We start from the raw sequence: 17,844 nt of genomic DNA, 5'->3' as shown, positions 1-17,844 counted from the left end.
TCTATTGTCGCCCTTGGGGGGCGCCCGGGCTTCGCGACCGCAAAAAAGTCCTTATGCTCGTGCTGTCCGGACGCCCAATCGTGTCCGAACGGATCGCCCCCTTCATGCTGAAGACAGCCTTCGTTGCCGCCCGCGACCGTCAGAGGCTGTCGGAGATCGCGTCGATCCTGATCGGCTTCGGCGTCACGCGCGTCGTGGACCGCCTCGGCCTGCGCTACCTGCCGCTGCTGCCGCGCCGCCGGCCGCGGGTCGACGTCACCCGGCTATCCGAACCCGAGCGCCTGCGCCGGGCGATCGAGGCGCTCGGCCCGACCTTCATCAAGTTCGGGCAGGTTCTGGCGAGCCGGCCGGACCTGCTGTCGCCCGCCTGGACCGAGGAGTTGCAGAAGCTCCACAGCCAGGTCGTGCCGGTGTCGTGGGAGCAGATCGGCCCGCAGCTCGAGCAGGATATCGGCGCCCCGCCCAACGAGGTGTTCGCCGAGTTCGACACCAACCCGATCGCCTCCGCGTCGATCGCCCAGGTCTACCGGGCGCGCCTGCACACGGGCGAGGACGTGATCGTCAAGGTGCTGCGTCCGAACCTGCGCAAGATCATCGAGGCGGATCTGCGCCTGATGGCCCACGGCGCCCGGATCGTCGAGAACGAGTGGCCGGACATGGCCCGCTACCAGCCGCGGGAGCAGATGCGCCATCTCGCCGACGGCCTCAACGGCGAGCTCGACCTGCTCAACGAGGCGCGCAACTGCGAGCTGCTGGCGCAGATCTTCGTGGACCGCGACGACATCGTCTTTCCGAAGATCCACTGGGAATATTGCTCCGAGCGGGTCTTGGTCCAGGACTTCATCCACGGCATCCCGCCCAACGACGAGGCGGCGCTCCGCGCGGCCGGGCTCGACAAGAAGCTGCTCGCCCAGAAGGGCACCGACGCCTTCCTGCAGATGGCGCTGATCGAGGGTGTCTTCCACGCCGATCCGCACCCCGGCAACATGCTCGCGATGCCGGGCAATAAGATCGGCTTCATCGATTTCGGCATCATCGGCCGGCTGTCGCAGCGGCGGCGCTCGCAGCTGCTGGTCCTGATCGGCGCGATGCTCAAGCAGGATGCCGACGGCCTGATGGCCGTGCTCCTCGACTGGACCGGCACCAGCAACCCGGACCTGACCAAGCTTCAGGTCTCGGCCACGTCCTTCGTGGAGAGCCACTCCTCGATCCCGCTGAACCTCGGGCTGGTGCTCACCGACTTCATGAACATGGCCCGCGAGAACGACCTCGCGATGCCCACCGACCTGGCGATCCTGTTCAAGGGCCTGGTCACCGCCGACGGCGTGATGCGCCACCTCGATCCGGATTTCGACCTGTTCGCCGCGGCCGGACCGACCGTCAAGGCGAGCATGCAGACGCAGTTCTCGCTCGGCGCCCTCAAGCAGAAGGCCGAGGCCCTGGGTGTCGGCCTCTACGGCGCGGCCTCCGAACTGCCGACCCTGATCCACCTGATGCTGGTTCGCCTGAAGCAGGGCCGCGTCACCGTCGAGATCGAGATCAAGGGCCTGGACAAGGTCACCCGCGGCATCGAGCGGGCTGCCGCCCGGGTCGCGGTCGCCCTGGTGGTGGCCGCCTTCGCCACCCAGCTGGCGCCCCGGCTGATCGACCTCGGCACGCCGGTCTTCGTCTCGATCGGGCTGGTGATCTTCATCCTCGGCATCGGCTGGCTGGTGCTGCTGATGCGAAACAAGTGATCGGTTTCGTCGCTATCGGACGCGGCGAAACTAGTTGTCGGCCGGTGCCGAATACACAGTTCGTTTGATTATCCGGAATCTCGTGTTAGCCTCGGGAACCCTTCGATTCGCGGGGTTGCGAGCGGGGTGCGCCACCAGAAGCGGTTCGATCCGCCGGCGCCTCCGGGCCTCGACATCGCGTCGCCGCACCTGGCCTTCGGTGGGTCCCCCATGGCGCGCGCCGCGGGGGTGGACGCTGAGATGGGGGGCGAGCGATGGATGCGGGCCTCATGCTGGCGCGCGCGGACGGGACGGATCGACGCCTGGACGCGCTCGAAGCGGAGAACATCCGCCTGAGGGCCCTGCTGATGCAGGCCACCGGCCAGGCGGATTCGGAACGGCAGCGCAGTCGGCGCCTCGGCCGCATCATCGAGGCCGCGAGCCGCGTCGAGGCCGGCCGCCTCGGCCGTGAGCCGTGGCAAGCCTCCGGGCCCCAATCGCTGCACCACCACGCCCTGGACGATGCCGCCGCGTGGTCGGCGCCGTCCTGGGCCGGTGAGCTGACCGCCCCCGGGATGCTCCAGGCCGCCGCGGATGTCCTGGAGGTGCTCGACCGCGACGGACGCGTGATCACCGCGGGCGAGAATGGCCCGGCCTGCCTGTGTGTCCGGAACCCTGCGGACACGATCGGGCGTCCCTGGATCGAGATCTGGACCCGCGACGAGGACCGCGAGGCGGTGGCAGGGGCCCTGGACAAGGCGCGCCTTGGCGGCGCGAGCCGCTTCCAGGCCAAGCTGGAGACCGGCCGGTCCGCCACGTGGTGGGACATCGCGGTCACCCCCGTGGGCGGCCAGCGTGGCCATCCCGAGCGGATCCTGGCCGCGTCCCGGGACATCACCGAGCTGAAGCTCACCGAAGCGCGCCAGACCCTGCTGATGCAGGAGCTGTCCCATCGGATGAAGAATACCCTGGCCATGGTCCAGGCGGTTGCGGCGCAGACCCTGCGCAACGCCGGTTCGCTGGAGGCGGCCGGGGAAGCGCTGGCCGCGCGGCTGCTGGCGCTGGCCCAGGCCCACGACGTGCTGCTGCAGGGCTCTTTCGCGGCGGCCTCCCTGGTCGGCCTGGTCGAGGGGGCGGTGTCCCTGCACGGCGACGGCGTCGCGGGCCGGTTCCGGGTCGAGGGCGAAGACCTCACCCTCGGCCCGCGTCACGGCATGGTGCTGGCGCTGATGTTGCACGAACTCGGCACCAACGCCGCCAAGTACGGCGCGCTCTCGGTGCCCACAGGACAGGTGCTGATCGCCTGGGAGATCGCAGGCTCGGGTGACGGCGCCACCCTGCGGTTCCGCTGGGAGGAGGTCGGCGGCCCGCCGGTCGAACCGCCGACCCGGACCGGGTTCGGGACGCGGCTGATCGCCCGCAGCCTGGCCCACAGCTTCGGGGGGACGGCCCGGTTGACCTACCCGCCGACCGGGGCCGTGCTGACTTTCGAGGCGCCGCTGGCCGCCGTGACGGCCGGCTGACGGTCAGCGGGCCGCGTGCGTTTCTTCGCGCAGATCGCGCAGGGCCGTGATAGTCTCGTCGCGCAGGCTTCGGAGATGTGCCAGTTGCGCCGCAAGGTCGCCGCCGCCGAGCTTCGCGGCCTGCTCGAAGGCCCGGCAGGCCTGGGACAAGTCCGAGCAGCCGAGCATCCCCGACATCGAGACGAGGGTGTGGGCTTCCCGGGCGTAGGCGGCCTCGCCCTGGTCCACGCCGTCGAAGGCCGTGGCGAGGCTCGTGGCGAAGCGATCGAGCAGGCGCGCGAGCTTCTCGGTGCCGATCACACCTTCGAGTTCGTCGAGCGCGGCCCGATCGACGCGGGACTGTGACACCATCTTCTCCGGCAGCGAATTTTCGGTACGCCTCGACAGAAGCGTGCAATCGCCGCGAGGTCCAGCGGCCGATTCCGATCGCACCGGTATGTGCCACCGTTTCCACAGCGTGCCCACCCGGTTATCGGCTGCGCGGGGGCGGCGGGCGCCCCGGAGGACCCTGCGCCGTGACGGCCTATAGCCTACGCGCCCGGCTGCTCGCCTTGTGGATCCTGCTGCTGGCCTCGGCGGCGGCCACCGCCTACCTCATGTTCGGGTTCTACAGCCAATCCACCGCCGTCCAGGTCGCGCAGGCGGAGGTGGCGGTTGGGCGGGCCTGCCGGGAGATCATCGACCGCTACGCCGCTCTGACCCGCCGGACCAAGGGTAACATCCCGCGGAGCGAGCTCGGCGGCACCGTCGGGGCGGCGCTCGAACTCTTCCCGGGCATTGAGGGTGGGGTCTGGAGCGCCGCGGACGGCCCTGTCGCCTACGCGTACCCGACCTACGAGGGCACCGGGCCGAAGACCGACCTCCCCGAGGCCGAGCGCGACAGCATCGCGGGGGTGAATGCCCAGGCCCTGCGGGTGGACCACGCCGTGGCGTTCCGCCGGCCGAGCCGCACGCAGGTGCTGCTGGTCCAGGGCTGCCCGCTGCACGGACCCGAACCCGGGCTGACCGCCTGGACCATGGGCCGCGCCCACGTCAACGACGGGCCCGCCTACACGCGCTTCCTTGCCGGCCTAGGCTTCCTGGCCGTGACCGTGCTGGGGTCGGCCGCATTCCTCGGATGGTTCCTGTACGGGTTCTCGGGCCGGATCGCCCGGTTGGAGGCCGCACTGGCCGCGCCCCGGCCGGACGGCGAGGACCTGCCGCGGTTGCAACGGACCGGCGAGCGCGAGCTCGACCGGCTGGTCGATGCCCTCAACGCCGCAGGCGGGCGCCTCCGCGAGGCGCAGGCGCGGGTGGTCGCCGCGGAGCGCCTGGCGGCCGTGGGGCGCCTCGCGGCCAGCATCGCCCACGAGATCCGCAACCCGATCGCGGCGATGCGGCTCAAGGCTGAGAACGCCCTGGCCAGCGGCAATCCGGAACGCGCCACGGTGGCCCTGGAGAGCGTGCTCGGCCAGATCGCCCGGGTCGATCACCTGCTGCGCGACCTCCTGAACCTCACCCAGGCCCGCACGCTCACCCGCAGCCCCACCGATATCGCCGCGTTGCTCGCCGATTGCGCGCGCCTGCACGAGGATCTGGCGAGCGCCCGAGCCGTGCGGATCGCGATCGCGGGGGACGCGTTGCCCGGAGCGGACCGACCGCAGATCGACGGCGCCCAGATCGCCCGCGCGCTGGACAACCTGCTGCTCAACGCGCTTCAGCACACGCCCCCGGGGGGCCGGGTCCGTCTTGCCGCCGAGCGGGTGACGGTCGCGGGCGTGGTACGCCTGCACCTGCGCGTGAGCGACACCGGCCCCGGCATCGATCCCACGATCCGCCCCGGGCTGTTCGAGCCGTTCGTGACCGGACGGCCGGACGGGACCGGCCTCGGTCTCGCAATCGTGCGTGAGATCGCCCTGGCGCATCGCGGCGCCGTCAGGCTGATCGATGGCGCGCCCGAGACCACCTTCGTGCTGGACCTGCCATGGCGACCATCCTGATCGTGGACGACGATTCCGCCCTGCGCGAGGGGCTGGCCGAGACCGTGGCCGATCTCGGCCACCGCCCCCTGCCGGCAGCCTCCGGGGCGGAGGCCCTGGCGCTTCTGGGGCAGGAACCGGTCTCGGCCGTGCTGCTCGACCTGCGGATGCCGGGCGACCTCGACGGCATGGCGACCCTGGCGCGGATCTGCGCCCTGCCGGCCCGGCCGCCCGTGACGGTGCTCACCGCCTTCGCGAGCCCGGCCAACACGATCGAGGCGATGCGCCTCGGTGCCCACGACCACCTGACCAAGCCGGTCGGACGCTCCGACCTCGCCGCCGCCCTCGATGCGATGCTGTCGAGCGTCAGGCCGGATCCGGACGACGGCGATCCCGAGGGCGGCCTGATCGGCTCGAGTTCCGGCATGCGCCGGGTCCAGAAGACGATCGGGCTCGTCGCCGACACCGCCTCGACGGTGCTGATCCAGGGCGAGACCGGGACCGGCAAGGAGGAGGTGGCGCGCGCGCTGCACGCTTATTCCGCCCGCCGGGGACGGCCGTTCGTGCCGGTCAACTGTGCCGCGATCCCGCCCGACCTGCTGGAGAGCGAGCTGTTCGGCCATGTCCGCGGCGCCTTCACGGGCGCGGTCGGCGACCGGGCCGGCGCCTTCCACCAGGCCGAAGGCGGCACGCTGTTCCTCGACGAGATCGGCGACATGCCCCCGCCGATGCAGGCCAAGATCCTGCGGGTGATCCAGGACCGCATGGTCACGCCGCTCGGCGGCCGGTCGGGACGCGTCGACGTCCGCCTGATCGCCGCGACGCACCGCGACCTGCCGGTGCTGGTCGACCAGGGCCGGTTCCGGGCCGACCTCTATTACCGCCTCAACGTCGTGCCGATCCTGCTGCCGCCCCTGCGCGAGCGCCTGGCCGACATCGTGCCGCTCGCCGAGCACTTCCTCGGTCCGTCGGGCAAGCGGCTGAGCGCGGGCGCCGCCTCACGGCTGCTGGCCTATGGCTGGCCGGGCAACGTCCGCGAATTGCGAAACACCGTCGAACGCGCCGCAGTGCTGGTACGCTGCGGGGTGATCGCGGCCGACGCGATCGACCTCCCGACGGCGCGTCCCGCGCAGCTCTCCGAAGGTGTCGGCGTCCCGGGGGGATGGCCGGCGGACTGGCTCGCGGGCGATCTACCCGGCGCAGTCGCCCGCCTGGAGCGGACCATGATCGCCGTGGCGCTTCGCGAAGCGGACGGAAACCGGGCCCGGGCCGCTCGCCGCCTCGGCATCCAGCGCCAGCTCCTCTACGCCAAGATCGAGCGCTACGGGCTCGCCACTCCGGGGACAGACCTGTCGGCAGAAGCGACGGTTGATGTCGCGAATCCCGACGCATCCGGCGAGGCCGAGGGTGGGTAAACCACTCACAGGCCTGAGAATCGTCCCCGAACGAGTCTTCTCGAACAATTACAGGGAACAGATGGATTAAGCGGGCGTCAAGCTCGTCACGTGCCGTCCCCGACCGGGTCCGGCCGCGGCGGCATTCGGGCGGGGGCCAGGATCAGGATGGACAGGACCGATACCGGAGCGGCGGCGCGCGGCGCGACCGTCCGGACTCCCTCCACCAAGGCGTTGCGCGGCCTCGACGCCCTCAACTTCTTCCTCGCCGACGTGCGCGACGGGCTCGGGCCCTATCTGGCGATCTACCTGATCGCAGTCCGGGGGCCGGACCAGGGTTGGAACGAGGCCACCACCGGCCTTGTGATGACCATCGCGGGCATCCTGGGCCTCGTGGCGCAGACGCCGGCCGGAGCGCTGATCGACGCGACCAACCACAAGCGGGCGATCGTGATCGGCGGTGCCATCGCGGTCACGGCGAGCTGCCTGATCCTGCCGTTCATCGCGAACTTCTACCTCGTGACCGCCACGCAATCGATCGCTCACGTGGCCGGCACCATCTTCCCGCCGGCGCTGGCCGCAATCACGCTCGGCGTCGTCGGCCCGAAGATGTTCGCCAAGCGGATCGGCCGCAACGAGGGCTTCAACCATGCCGGCAACGCTGCCTCCGCGGCCATCGCCGGCGGCTTGGCCTACTTCTTCGGTCCGATCGTGGTGTTCTGGCTGATGGGCGTGCTGGCCGCGCTCTCGATCGGCGCCATGCTGCTGGTCCCGGCCGCTGCCATCGACGACGAGCTCGCCCGCGGCATGACCGAGGCGGAAGCCAAGGCGGACGAGCAGCCCTCCGGCCTGAAGACGCTGCTTCAGAACAAGCCGCTGATGTTGTTCGCCGTGCTCTGCGCGATCTTCCACCTGTCCAACGCCGCGATGCTGACCTCGGTCGGGCAGCTGCTCACCCACCTCTCCGGAAAGGACCACGCGACGTCGCTGATCGCCGTGTGCATCGTCGCCGCGCAATGCGTGATGGTGCCGGTGGCGGTGTTCGTCGGCGCCCGGGCCGACATCATCGGGCGCAAGCCGATCTTCCTGGCGGCCTTCGGCGTGCTGGCCCTGCGCGGCGTGCTCTACACGTTCTCGGACAACCCATTTTGGCTGGTCGGCGTCCAGCTCCTCGATGGGGTCGGGGCCGGCATCTACGGCGCGCTGTTCCCGATCGTCGTGGCCGACCTGACGCGGGGTGCCGGGCGGTTCAACGCCGCCCAGGGGGCGGTGGCGACGGCCCAGGGGGTCGGCGCCTCGGTGAGCGCGACGCTGGCCGGACTGATCATCGTGTCGGCCGGCTATTCCACCGCCTTCCTGGCGCTGGCCGCGATCGCCGGGCTCGGCTTCGTCCTCTACCTGACGCTGATGCCCGAGACCCGGGGCGGGGAAGCCGCGAGCGGCACACCGGATAGCGGCTCCGGCCTTCCGCCGGCCGTGCCGGCGGCCGTCTGAACCGCCGACGGGAACCTCCGATGTCCGCCCCCGACCACCAGGCCGTGCCTGCGCGCGAGCCGCTCGTCTTCCTGCATGTCGGCGACTTGCACCTGCAGGATCCCGACGCGCAGAATGCCCGCGACCTCGCCGCGATCCTCGATCAGATCGCGGCGATCGCCCCCCAGGACCTGTTCGACTTCGTCTACCTGCCGGGGGATTTGGCCGAGAACGGCTTTGCCGCGGAATACCGCATCCTGAAGGACGCGCTGGACCGGCATCCGCACCTACCGCTGCGATTGATCCCGGGCGACCACGACCGCCAGCACGGGCGGATGGACGCGTTCCATGCCTTTGCGGCGAGCCTGGGTGCCCGGTTGCCGGAGCCGATCACCTGGGAGCTGGAACAGCCGCCATCCGGCTGTCCCGAGACGTGGCCGGTCCTGCCGATCTCGCATTACTGCGCCGCCGCCGACATCCAGGGCGTGCGCTGCCTGTTCGTCGACATGGTCAGCCCTGGCTTCGGCCGGAAAGGCATCGGTCTGGATTTTCGGCTCGGCGGTTGCCAGACCCAATGGCTGAGCGATCAGCTCACCGACGCAGCCGACAAGAAGATTCCCTGCGCCGTGTTCATGCACGCCTACCCGGACGACCTGCGCGAGCCGGACGACCGCCTCGACATCGGCGGCCTGTTCTGGGCGACACGGGTCCGCCTCGTGGAGATGGGCCACACCCACTACAACGAACTCGCCCCGGACGGCCGGACCCTCTACGCCGCCGCCCGCTCGGTCGGGCAGAACGAGGACGGCTCGGTCGGTTACGCGGTCGCGGCGATCGACGGGCCGGTGACGAGTTGGCGGTTCCGCGCGCTGGACCGGACCGCGCCGTTCGTGCTGATCACAAGCCCGGCCGACCGCCGCGTCGCCACGCTGCCGACGACGGATGTGACGTGCGGCATGGCGCTCGACGCCGACGGGCGGATCGCCGTCCGGGCCGTCGTGCTCTCGGACGCACCGCCGCGCTACGTCCATTGCCGGGTCGATACAGGCCCGTGGATCCTGATGCACCGCGCGGAGGGCGCGCGCTGCTACGAGGCGTCGCTGTCCTGGGACGGAGGCGGACGCAGCATCCAGGTCGAGGCGGTGCATGAATGCTGGCCCGGGCACGGCCCGGACTACGTCGACACCGACGTGATCGAGCCGGTGATCGCAGTCTCGGACAATGCGGCCGCGCCGCCGATGCCGGAAAAGCCTGGTGGCGACGCGGGCCGGATCCAGAGCTGGGTCCGGAAGGGAATCCGCGGCGATCAGCTCGGACCGAACCGCTACGGCCGCAAGTGGTGACCCTGACCAAGTGGTGTTCGTCGCAGAGTGGTGAGCCTCGCCACGCCTCCGGGGGGAGATAGTTAGACGTGTTCGCTGGATTGAGCCTGACACCGAATTTGGCGACCTGGGGCATCGCCGCGCTCGCGACCCTGGGCGTGATCGTGCGCCCGTTCTCGTGGCCGGAGGCGATCTGGGCGGTGCTCGGCGCCGCCCTGCTGGTCGTTCTCGGCCTGCTGCCCTGGCAGGTCGCCCTCGACGGCGTCTCGAAGGGCACCGACGTCTACCTGTTCCTCGTCGGCATGATGCTGCTGGCCGAGATCGCCCGGAAGGAAGGGCTGTTCGATTGGCTCGCCGGCCTCGCCGTGCGCGCCGCCAAGGGCTCGCCGACCCGGCTGTTCCTGCTGATCTACCTCGTCGGCACCGTGGTGACGGTGTTCCTCTCCAACGATGCCTGCGCGGTGGTGCTGACGCCCGCGGTCTACGCCGCCGCCAAGGCCGCCGACGCGGAACCCCTGCCCTACCTGTTCATCTGCGCCTTCATCGCCAACGCGGCGAGCTTCGTGCTGCCGATCTCGAACCCGGCCAACCTCGTGGTGTTCGCCACCGACATGCCGCCGCTCGGCCAGTGGCTGGCCACCTTCGCGCTGCCATCAGCGCTGGCGATCGTCGCCACCTACGCGGTGCTGCGGCTGACCCAGAACAGCCGGCTCAAGGGCCAGAGCATCAAGACCGACGTCGAGACCGTGAGCCTCGGCCTCGGCGGCAAGGTTGCGGGCCTGGGCATCATCGCCACCGCGGGCGCGCTGATCGGCGCCTCGGCCGCCGGCATCGAGCTCGGCCTGCCGACCTTCGTGGCCGGCCTCGCCACGACCCTGCTGGTGGTGGCGCTCAACCGTGGCGGCCTGGTCGAGGTGGTCAAGGACGTGTCCTGGGCGGTGCTGCCACTGGTGGCGGGCCTGTTCGTGCTGGTCGAGGCGCTGGAGAAGACCGGCGTGCTGACCCTGCTGGCCGACACCCTGAAGACCTACGCCCAGGGCGATCCCACCGCCACCGCCTGGGCGGGCGGCGCCCTCGTCGCCTTCGGCACCAACCTCGTGAACAACCTGCCGGCCGGGCTGCTCGCCGGCGCCGCCGTCCAGGCCGCGGAGGTCTCGCACAAGGTCGCGGGCGCGATCCTGATCGGCGTCGATCTCGGGCCGAACCTGTCGGTGACCGGCTCGCTCGCCACGATCCTGTGGCTCACGGCGATCCGCCGCGAGGGCGAGGACGTGTCGGCCTGGCAGTTCCTGAAGCTCGGCCTGCTGGTGATGCCGCCCGCCCTCGTGCTGGCGCTGGCCGCCCTCCTCCTCGTCTGAGAACCCGGTCTCCGGATCCCAGGACGACGCCGCACCGAACCGCCTCGCCCTCCCACGACCGGAGACCCCGATCTTGAACGCCGCCCTGCTCTATCCCTTCATCCTGGTCGCAGGCGCCTTGCAGGCGCTCGGCAATTCCATGAACGCGCGCCTGCGCGACGCGCTGGTCAATCCGTGGCTGGCGGCGACCTACTCGTTCATGCCGATCGTGATCGTTTTCACGATCCTGTTCTTCACCATGCCGACGCCGCTGCCGACGCTGCAGACCCTGGGCTCGATGCCCTGGTACGCGCCGCTCGGCGGGGTGGCCGGCGCGGTGGCGGTGTTCGGCGGCCTCGCCTTCGTGGACAAGGTCGGGGCCGGCCCGTTCAACGGCCTGACCATCACGGCCAACATCCTGACCTCCCTGGCGCTCGACAGCCTCGGCCTGTTCGGCCTCAAGGCCGGGGGCTTCAAGGCGATGCCGTGGCTCGGGGGCCTGCTGATGGTGGTGGGCATCGTGTTCATCGCCCGCGCCACCGGCCCGAAATCGGACGACGAGCAGGCCGAGTCGGGCAAGGGCGGCCTGATGGCACGGTTGCTCTACCCGTTCATCCTGGTCGCGGGCTCGCTCCAGGCGGTCGGCGTGGTGCTCAACGCGCAGCTGCGCGGTGCCCTGGTGAACCCCTGGCTCGCCGCCACCGTGTCGTTCATTCCGGTCGCGTTGGTCTTCCTGTTCGTGTTCCTGCTCCGCCCGACCCCTCTGCCGACCCGGGCGGACGTGGCCCGGGTGCCGTGGTGGGGCGCGCTGGGCGGCATCGCCGGGGCGGTGGCGGTGTTCGCCGGCCTGCTGTTCGTCGACAAGGTCGGAGCCGGCGCCTTCAACGGTCTGCTGATCACCGCCAACCTGTTCACCTCCATCGCCATCGACCATTTCGGTTGGCTCGGCATGAAGCGCGTCCGGGCCGGGATCGGTCGGCTGATCGGCGGCTTGCTGATGGCAGCCGGCATCGTGCTGATCTCGGTGTTTTGATCGCGCGCGGGGCGATGGCCCCGGGTCCACGCGTTTGCCGGAAGGCTCGAGTCCGGCGGGTGCCGGGGCCGTCGTTACGGCGTCCCGGAGCCGGGACGTCGGACGCGGAAACGCTGACGGTTCAATGTCTTGCGGTACCGGTCCTGCCGAAGCCCGGCCCCTCCCGCAGGGGTCGGGATCGGCACCGGTCCAGGATCGAGGCCCGTCGTGATCCTACGCCTTTCGAACCGCCGGTGGCACGAGCCTCGAGAGCCTACACCCTAAGATCATCTCGCTAAGCCGCGGCAGCGCGCCTCCAGACTGTCGAACCTGAGGTTCGAGAGGCGCCCCATGCCCCCGCGTCACTGGCCTTTCCTCGACGGGTGGCGCGGCTGTGCGATCCTGCTCGTGCTCGTCGGCCATTTCGGCACGACGCACGGCATCAATCTCGGCCGCTTCGGGGTGGAGTTCTTCTTCGTGCTCAGCGGCCGTCTGATGGCCGAGATCTTGTTCGAACGCGGCACGCCGTTGAAGACGTTCTTCCTCCGCCGGGCCGCCCGGATCTATCCGGCGCTGATCTGCTTCGTGCTGGCGATGACCGGGCTCGTCCTCGCCACCGGTCAGGACCAGCAACTTTACGGCTGCCTCGCGGCGCTGACGCTGACCTACAACTACTACCACCTGTGGTTGCCCGAGGTGCCGAATGTCGACCACATCTGGTCGCTCTGCGTCGAGGAGCACGGCTACATCCTGCTCGGGATGATCGCGTTCCTCCGTCGCCGGCACGCGTTTTCCGTGGCCCCGGTTCTGACCGTTCTCGCAGCCCTCGCTTGCCTCAACGGCGCGGTCTCGACCGCGCTCGGCGGCGACTACACGACGGTCTACTGGCGCAGCGATGTCCGGGTGGCGTCGATCCTGTTCGGGGCGTCCGCCTACTTGATGATCGGCCGGAGCGCGCCACGGACGTCGTGGCGGCCCGCATTCCTGGCGCTGGCCGGCCTCGCCCTGAACGTCGCGGTAGTGCCTGATCCGATCAAGTACAGCCTGGGCTCCGCGCTCCTGTCCGTGGCGGTGGCCTCGCTGCCGAGCGCACCGGCCCTCCTGCGCCGGGGCCTGAGTGCGAAACCGCTGCTGCTGTTCGGCGCGTGGTCGTACGCCATCTACCTGTGGCAGCAACCTTTCTACGTGCTGCACGATGGGATCGGCGGGACGGCCAGCAAAGCCCTGGTCCTGCCCGCGATCGCCATGGGTCTCGTGAGCCTGTTCCTGATCGAGCGGCCGGGGCGGCGGCGTCTCAACAGCCTGCTCGACCGGACGTCGTCGGGCCGGCGCGCTGGCACCGTGAAGCGCTTGGCGACGCCCTGAGGCGCAGCGAACCCTGCCCGGAGGCGCCAGGACTCGAATTAGACAGCGATGGCCATCTGCGGCGCGCCGCACAGGGCGGCACCCACGGGCTCCGGCGGTGCCTTGCGCGAGACGTAGTAGAGATCGACCGCCCGCCAGAATGCCGTCTGCTCCTCGACCGACCGTCGGGCGAGGGCCGATTCGAGGATCGCCATCGCAGCCCGCGCGGGCTCGCTCCGCTCGAGTTCGTCGAGCAGTCCGGCAAGATGCAGCATTGGGGTCTACCTCCGAACGAACAGCGTTTGAGTGCAACGCCCAAGCTTACGAAATGGATCCGTCGGTCAGCGTCGTCGCTGCATGAAACTTGCCTCGCGGCGAGCGGGGTCTACGATCCCGGACGCGAGCCCGACTCGCGATTCTTCTTCAGACGTCAAGGATCCCCGATGATCTCCTGCCGAAGCGGCGCGGCCTGTTCCCTGCGCGGAGCGACCCTGGCTCTGTTGTTGGCCGGCACGATCGGGGCCACCCCGTCCGGTGCCCGCGAGATGACCGATTCCAGCACTGCCGCGGCGGTGAAGAAGCCGAACGTTGTCATCCTGGCCACAGGCGGCACGATCGCGGGCGCCGGGGCGGACGCGGCCAACAGCGCCACCTACACGGCCGCCAAGGTGCCGGTGGACAAGCTGATCGCCGCGGTACCGCAGGTGAACACCATCGCGAACGTGCGCGGCGAGCAGGTCTTCCAGATCGCGTCGGAGAGCTTCACCGACGCGCAGCTCGTTCAGCTCGCCAAGCGGGTCTCCGCTCTGCTGAAGCAGGACGACGTCGACGGCGTGGTCGTGACCCACGGCACCGACACCCTCGAGGAGACGTCGTTCTTCCTCGACCTCGTGGTGAAGAGCGACAAGCCGATCGTCGTCGTCGGCTCGATGCGGCCGGGCACGGCGATCTCGGCCGACGGCGCCCTCAACCTGCTCGACGCGGTGACAGTCGCGGCCAGCAAGGAGGCGATCGGCCAGGGCGTCACGGTCACGATGAACGACACGATCCAGTCGGGCCGGGACGTGAACAAGCGGACCAACGTCGTCCCCAGCGCCTTCTACAGCCAGTGGGGGCCGCTCGGCATGGTGATCGAGGGCAAGACCTACTTCTTCCGATCCCTGTCGAAGCGCCACAACAAGAGTTCGGAATTCGACATCGACCAGATCGACAGCCTGCCGCTGGTGGGTATCGTGTACGGCTCGGGCAACATGATCCCGGGCGTCTACGACGCGGAGGTTCAGGCCGGCGCGAAGGCGATCGTCAACGCCGGGACCGGCAACGGCTCGGTGGCGGGCTACCTCGTGGACAAGCTGAAGGACATCCGGTCGAAGGGCACGATCGTGATCCGTTCCTCGCGGGTGCCGGACGGCCTGGTCCTGCGCAACGCCGAGCAGCCCGACGACACATACGACTGGGTGGTCGCCCACGACCTCAACCCGGCCAAGGCCAAGATCCTGGCCGCCGTGGCACTGACTAAGACGCAGGACACCAAGGAGCTGCAGCGCATCTTCTGGGAGTATTGAACACCCGTCATTCCCAAGCTTCCCACCCGCGACCTCATCCGGAGGTCGCGGCGCATAGCATCGCCCTCGAAGAAGCCCTCCAGTCAGACGCGCTCCCTGGAGACCTCCTTCGAGGCTCGCTGCGCTCGCGCCTCTGGATGAGGGTGTGATTGGGACGGCCATCGTCGGCAGCCGCGCTCGGCCGCCCTGCGCCACGACCGGGTTACATCGTCCCGGGCACCGCCTAGATAGCCCGGTGCGACGCGGTCGCGGCCGGGATCAGTGCCGGCCCTGCGATCCGCCGGCACCCTGACGGAGGAACGAGCATGACCGAGCTTCATCCCGAGGTCGCGGCGGTCACGGAGCGCGTCGTGGCGCGCTCCCGCGAGTCCCGGCGGACCTATCTCGACCTGATCGCCCGGGAGCGCGATTCGGGCGTGCACCGGCCGACGCTGGCCTGCGGCAACCTCGCCCACGGCTTCGCCGCCTCCGGCGAGGACAAGCCGGCGCTCCGCGACGGCCAGACGGTGATGAACATCGGCATCGTCACCGCCTACAACGACATGCTGTCGGCGCATCAGCCGTACGGGCGCTATCCGGATCAGATCAAGGTCTTCGCCCGGGAGCGCGGCGCCACCGCGCAGGTCGCGGGCGGTACCCCGGCGATGTGCGACGGCGTCACCCAAGGGCAGCGGGGCATGGAGCTGTCGCTGTTCTCGCGCGATACGATCGCGCTTTCCACCGCGGTGGGCCTGAGCCACGGCATGTTCGACGGCGCCGCGCTGCTGGGCATCTGCGACAAGATCGTGCCCGGCCTGCTGATCGGCGCGCTGCGCTTCGGCCACCTCCCGACCATCCTGATCCCGGCCGGGCCGATGCCCTCGGGGCTCGCCAACAAGGAGAAGCAGCGGATCCGCCAGCTCTACGCCGAGGGCAAGGTCGGCCGGGCGGAGCTGCTCGAATCCGAATCCGCCTCCTATCACGGTGCCGGCACCTGCACGTTCTACGGCACGGCCAACTCGAACCAGATGATGATGGACATGATGGGCCTGCACATGCCGGGCGCCTCGTTCATCAATCCGGGTACGAAGCTGCGCCAGGCGGTGACCCGGGCGGCGATCCATCGGCTCACCGAGATCGGCGCCGCCGGCAACGATTACCGGCCGCTCGGCCTGTGCGTGGACGAGAAGGCGATCGTGAACGCCGCGGTCGGCCTGCTCGCCACCGGCGGCTCGACCAACCACGCGATCCACCTGCCGGCCATCGCGCGCGCCGCCGGCATCGTCATCGACTGGGCGGATATCGACCGGCTGTCCAACGCCGTGCCGCTGATCGCCCGGGTCTACCCGAACGGCGCGGGCGACGTGAACCACTTCCACGCCGCCGGGGGCATGAGCTTCGTCATGGCCGCCCTGCTCGATGCCGGGCTGCTGCACGACGACATCCTGACGGTGGCCGGCCAGTCCCTGCGCGACCATGCCCGCGACCCGAAGCTCGACGGCGACGATCTCGCCTTCCAGGATGCCGTGCCGGAGAGCCTGGACGACACCATGATCCGCCGGCCCGGCAACCCGTTCCAGGCGGATGGCGGCATGCGGCTGGTGACCGGCAACCTCGGCCGGGCGACGTTCAAGACCAGCGCCGTCGAGGAGATCCGCCGGACCATCGAGGCCCCGGCCCGGGTGTTCTCCGACCAGGACGACGTGCTCAAAGCGTTCAAGGCCGGCGAATTGGAGCGCGACGTGGTCGTAGTGGTCCGCTTCCAAGGGCCGCGCGCAAACGGCATGCCCGAGCTTCACAAGCTGACGCCGCCGCTCGGCGTGCTCCAGGATCGCGGCCATAAGGTCGCCCTGGTGACGGACGGGCGCATGTCCGGCGCCTCCGGCAAGGTGCCGGCGGCCATCCACTTGAGCCCAGAAGCGCTCGGCGGCGGGGCCATCGGGCGGATCCGCGACGGCGACATCGTCCGCCTCAGCGCGGCCGAAGGCCTCCTGCAGGTGCTGGTCGACGACGCCGAGCTGGCCGCCCGGGAGGAGGCCGTTCAGCCGGTTCCCGAGGCCGGAACCGGCCGGGAGTTGTTCGCTTTCATGCGCCAAGGGGCCGACACCGCCGAACGGGGCGCCTCCGCCATGCTCGCCGCGGCCGGCCTCTGAACGTCGAACCGGAGAAGCCGATCATGAACGATCTGACCAGCATCGACGCGCTGATGCGCTCCGTGCCCGTCATCCCGGTCCTCGTCATCGAGGATGTCGCCCAGGCCAGGCCGATCGCCGAAGCTCTGGTGGCGGGCGGGCTGACCGCCCTGGAGGTCACCCTGCGCACCCCCGCCGCCCTTGAGGTGATCCGAGAGATGGCCCAGGTCGAGGGGGCGGTGGTCGGGGCCGGCACGGTCCTGAACCCCGGCGACCTCGACAGCGCCTTGGCGGCCGGGGCGGAGTTCATCGTCTCGCCGGGGCTCACGGACCCGCTGACCGATGCCGTCAAGGCCAACGGCGTGCCCTACCTGCCGGGCATCGCCACCGCCGCCGACATCATGCGCGGCCTGGACCACGGTCTCGACCGGTTCAAGTTCTTCCCGGCCGAGGCCGCGGGCGGGATCAAGGCACTGAAGGCGCTGACGCCCGTGTTCGGCCGTGTGAAGTTCTGCCCGACCGGCGGAATCACCGAGGCGACCGCTCCGGATTGGCTGGCCGTTCCGTCAGTTCTGTGCGTCGGCGGCAGCTGGGTCGTGAAGCCCGGGGTCCTCGACCGCGACGCCGTCACCCGAGCGGCTCGGGCAGCCTCGAAGCTGCGCCGGGCCGCGTAAGCATCCCGGAGCACGGGAACGCCCGCCTCGGCAGGGCCGGGCGGGCGTTCGTCGTGACGTCAGATGATGGAGCGGAGATCAGCAGTCGTCGCCGCCCTTGCCGGCCTGCGCGGCGGTCGGCTTGCCCTGCGACTGAGCCTGCACGTCCGACGGCGAGGTCGCGGTGCCGGCGTTGGTCATGGCGCCGACGGTGCCGGGCGACTCAGCCTTGGCACCCGGGGTGGTCGGGGTCTTCACGCTCGGATCCACGGTCGAGGCCTTGCTGGCTTCCTTGTCGCGCGTCACGGTCGTCCCGGTCGCGCACGGCGCCGCGAAGGCAGCAGTCGACATCAGGATGAGAGCGCCGGCGCCCGCGAGGGTCTTGATCTTGGTCATGCGTTCCTCCGATTTATTCAGCGCATGACAAACGGACCCCG

Annotated in this window: 15 protein-coding genes; 12 read left to right on the top strand and 3 right to left on the bottom strand. The window is 70.2% G+C overall.

All coding sequences use genetic code 11. The features are described from left to right. The first annotated feature begins 104 nt into the window (after positions 1-104). Both MFF40_RS04675 and MFF40_RS04670 read left to right on the top strand, forming a co-directional pair. Positions 105-1,736, top strand: a complete 1,632-nt coding sequence (locus tag MFF40_RS04675) for an ABC1 kinase family protein (RefSeq protein ID WP_147853755.1) — start codon at positions 105-107, stop codon at positions 1,734-1,736. Positions 1,737-1,990: 254 nt separating this feature from the next. Continuing rightward, positions 1,991-3,238, top strand: coding sequence for a sensor histidine kinase (locus MFF40_RS04670; protein ID WP_147853756.1), 1,248 nt, complete (start codon positions 1,991-1,993; stop codon positions 3,236-3,238). A gap of 3 nt (positions 3,239-3,241) precedes the next feature. On the opposite strand, the gene MFF40_RS04665 is transcribed toward MFF40_RS04670, so the two are convergent. Continuing rightward, complete coding sequence (locus tag MFF40_RS04665) at positions 3,242-3,589, bottom strand: Hpt domain-containing protein (protein WP_187277648.1); 348 nt, start codon at positions 3,587-3,589, stop codon at positions 3,242-3,244. Positions 3,590-3,753: 164 nt separating this feature from the next. Between MFF40_RS04665 and MFF40_RS04660 the strand changes: the two genes are divergently transcribed. From MFF40_RS04660 to MFF40_RS04630, 7 genes are all read left to right on the top strand, one after another. Then, positions 3,754-5,217, top strand: a complete 1,464-nt coding sequence (locus MFF40_RS04660) for a sensor histidine kinase (RefSeq protein ID WP_238259807.1) — start codon at positions 3,754-3,756, stop codon at positions 5,215-5,217. After that, complete coding sequence (locus tag MFF40_RS04655) at positions 5,202-6,611, top strand: sigma-54-dependent transcriptional regulator (protein ID WP_238259805.1); 1,410 nt, start codon at positions 5,202-5,204, stop codon at positions 6,609-6,611. Before MFF40_RS04660 ends, MFF40_RS04655 begins: the two co-directional genes overlap by 16 nt. Positions 6,612-6,758: 147 nt before the next feature. Continuing rightward, positions 6,759-8,084, top strand: coding sequence for an MFS transporter (locus MFF40_RS04650; RefSeq protein ID WP_238259804.1), 1,326 nt, complete (start codon positions 6,759-6,761; stop codon positions 8,082-8,084). A 20-nt stretch (positions 8,085-8,104) separates the two neighbouring features. Further along, a complete protein-coding gene (locus MFF40_RS04645) occupies positions 8,105-9,406 on the top strand; it encodes a metallophosphoesterase family protein (RefSeq protein ID WP_238259803.1) in 1,302 nt (433 codons plus the stop codon). Between the two features lie 68 nt (positions 9,407-9,474). Continuing rightward, positions 9,475-10,743 carry an arsenic transporter gene (locus MFF40_RS04640; protein ID WP_187277641.1) on the top strand — a complete coding sequence of 423 codons (1,269 nt, stop codon included), beginning with the start codon at positions 9,475-9,477 and terminating at the stop codon, positions 10,741-10,743. A gap of 73 nt (positions 10,744-10,816) precedes the next feature. Further along, a complete protein-coding gene (locus MFF40_RS04635; protein WP_147853627.1) occupies positions 10,817-11,755 on the top strand; it encodes a DMT family transporter in 939 nt (312 codons plus the stop codon). A 330-nt stretch (positions 11,756-12,085) separates the two neighbouring features. Next, positions 12,086-13,099 carry an acyltransferase family protein gene (locus MFF40_RS04630; protein ID WP_147896872.1) on the top strand — a complete coding sequence of 338 codons (1,014 nt, stop codon included), beginning with the start codon at positions 12,086-12,088 and terminating at the stop codon, positions 13,097-13,099. Positions 13,100-13,137: 38 nt separating this feature from the next. Here MFF40_RS04630 and MFF40_RS04625 read toward each other — a convergent pair whose 3' ends face one another. Further along, positions 13,138-13,353, bottom strand: a complete 216-nt coding sequence (locus MFF40_RS04625) for a hypothetical protein (RefSeq protein ID WP_147853625.1) — start codon at positions 13,351-13,353, stop codon at positions 13,138-13,140. A 168-nt stretch (positions 13,354-13,521) separates the two neighbouring features. Here MFF40_RS04625 and MFF40_RS04620 point away from each other — a divergent pair, with 168 nt between their 5' ends. From MFF40_RS04620 to eda, 3 genes are all read left to right on the top strand, one after another. Next, positions 13,522-14,643, top strand: a complete 1,122-nt coding sequence (locus tag MFF40_RS04620) for an asparaginase (protein WP_147853624.1) — start codon at positions 13,522-13,524, stop codon at positions 14,641-14,643. Positions 14,644-14,948: 305 nt separating this feature from the next. After that, positions 14,949-16,775 carry a phosphogluconate dehydratase gene (gene edd, locus MFF40_RS04615; protein ID WP_147853623.1) on the top strand — a complete coding sequence of 609 codons (1,827 nt, stop codon included), beginning with the start codon at positions 14,949-14,951 and terminating at the stop codon, positions 16,773-16,775. A 23-nt stretch (positions 16,776-16,798) separates the two neighbouring features. Then, the gene (gene eda / locus MFF40_RS04610; RefSeq protein WP_187277640.1) at positions 16,799-17,428 is read left to right on the top strand and encodes a bifunctional 4-hydroxy-2-oxoglutarate aldolase/2-dehydro-3-deoxy-phosphogluconate aldolase; all 630 of its coding nucleotides are present in this window, start codon (positions 16,799-16,801) and stop codon (positions 17,426-17,428) included. 78 nt (positions 17,429-17,506) lie between these two features. Here eda and MFF40_RS04605 read toward each other — a convergent pair whose 3' ends face one another. After that, positions 17,507-17,803: a hypothetical protein gene (locus MFF40_RS04605; protein ID WP_058194694.1), complete on the bottom strand. Its 297-nt coding sequence runs from the start codon at positions 17,801-17,803 to the stop codon at positions 17,507-17,509. Positions 17,804-17,844: the final 41 nt, after the last annotated feature.

Source organism: Methylobacterium mesophilicum, from assembly GCF_022179445.1.
Classification (GTDB): domain Bacteria; phylum Pseudomonadota; class Alphaproteobacteria; order Rhizobiales; family Beijerinckiaceae; genus Methylobacterium; species Methylobacterium mesophilicum.
The sequence above is the reverse complement of the archived record's forward strand: the minus strand, read 5'-3'. Positions and strand labels throughout refer to the sequence as shown.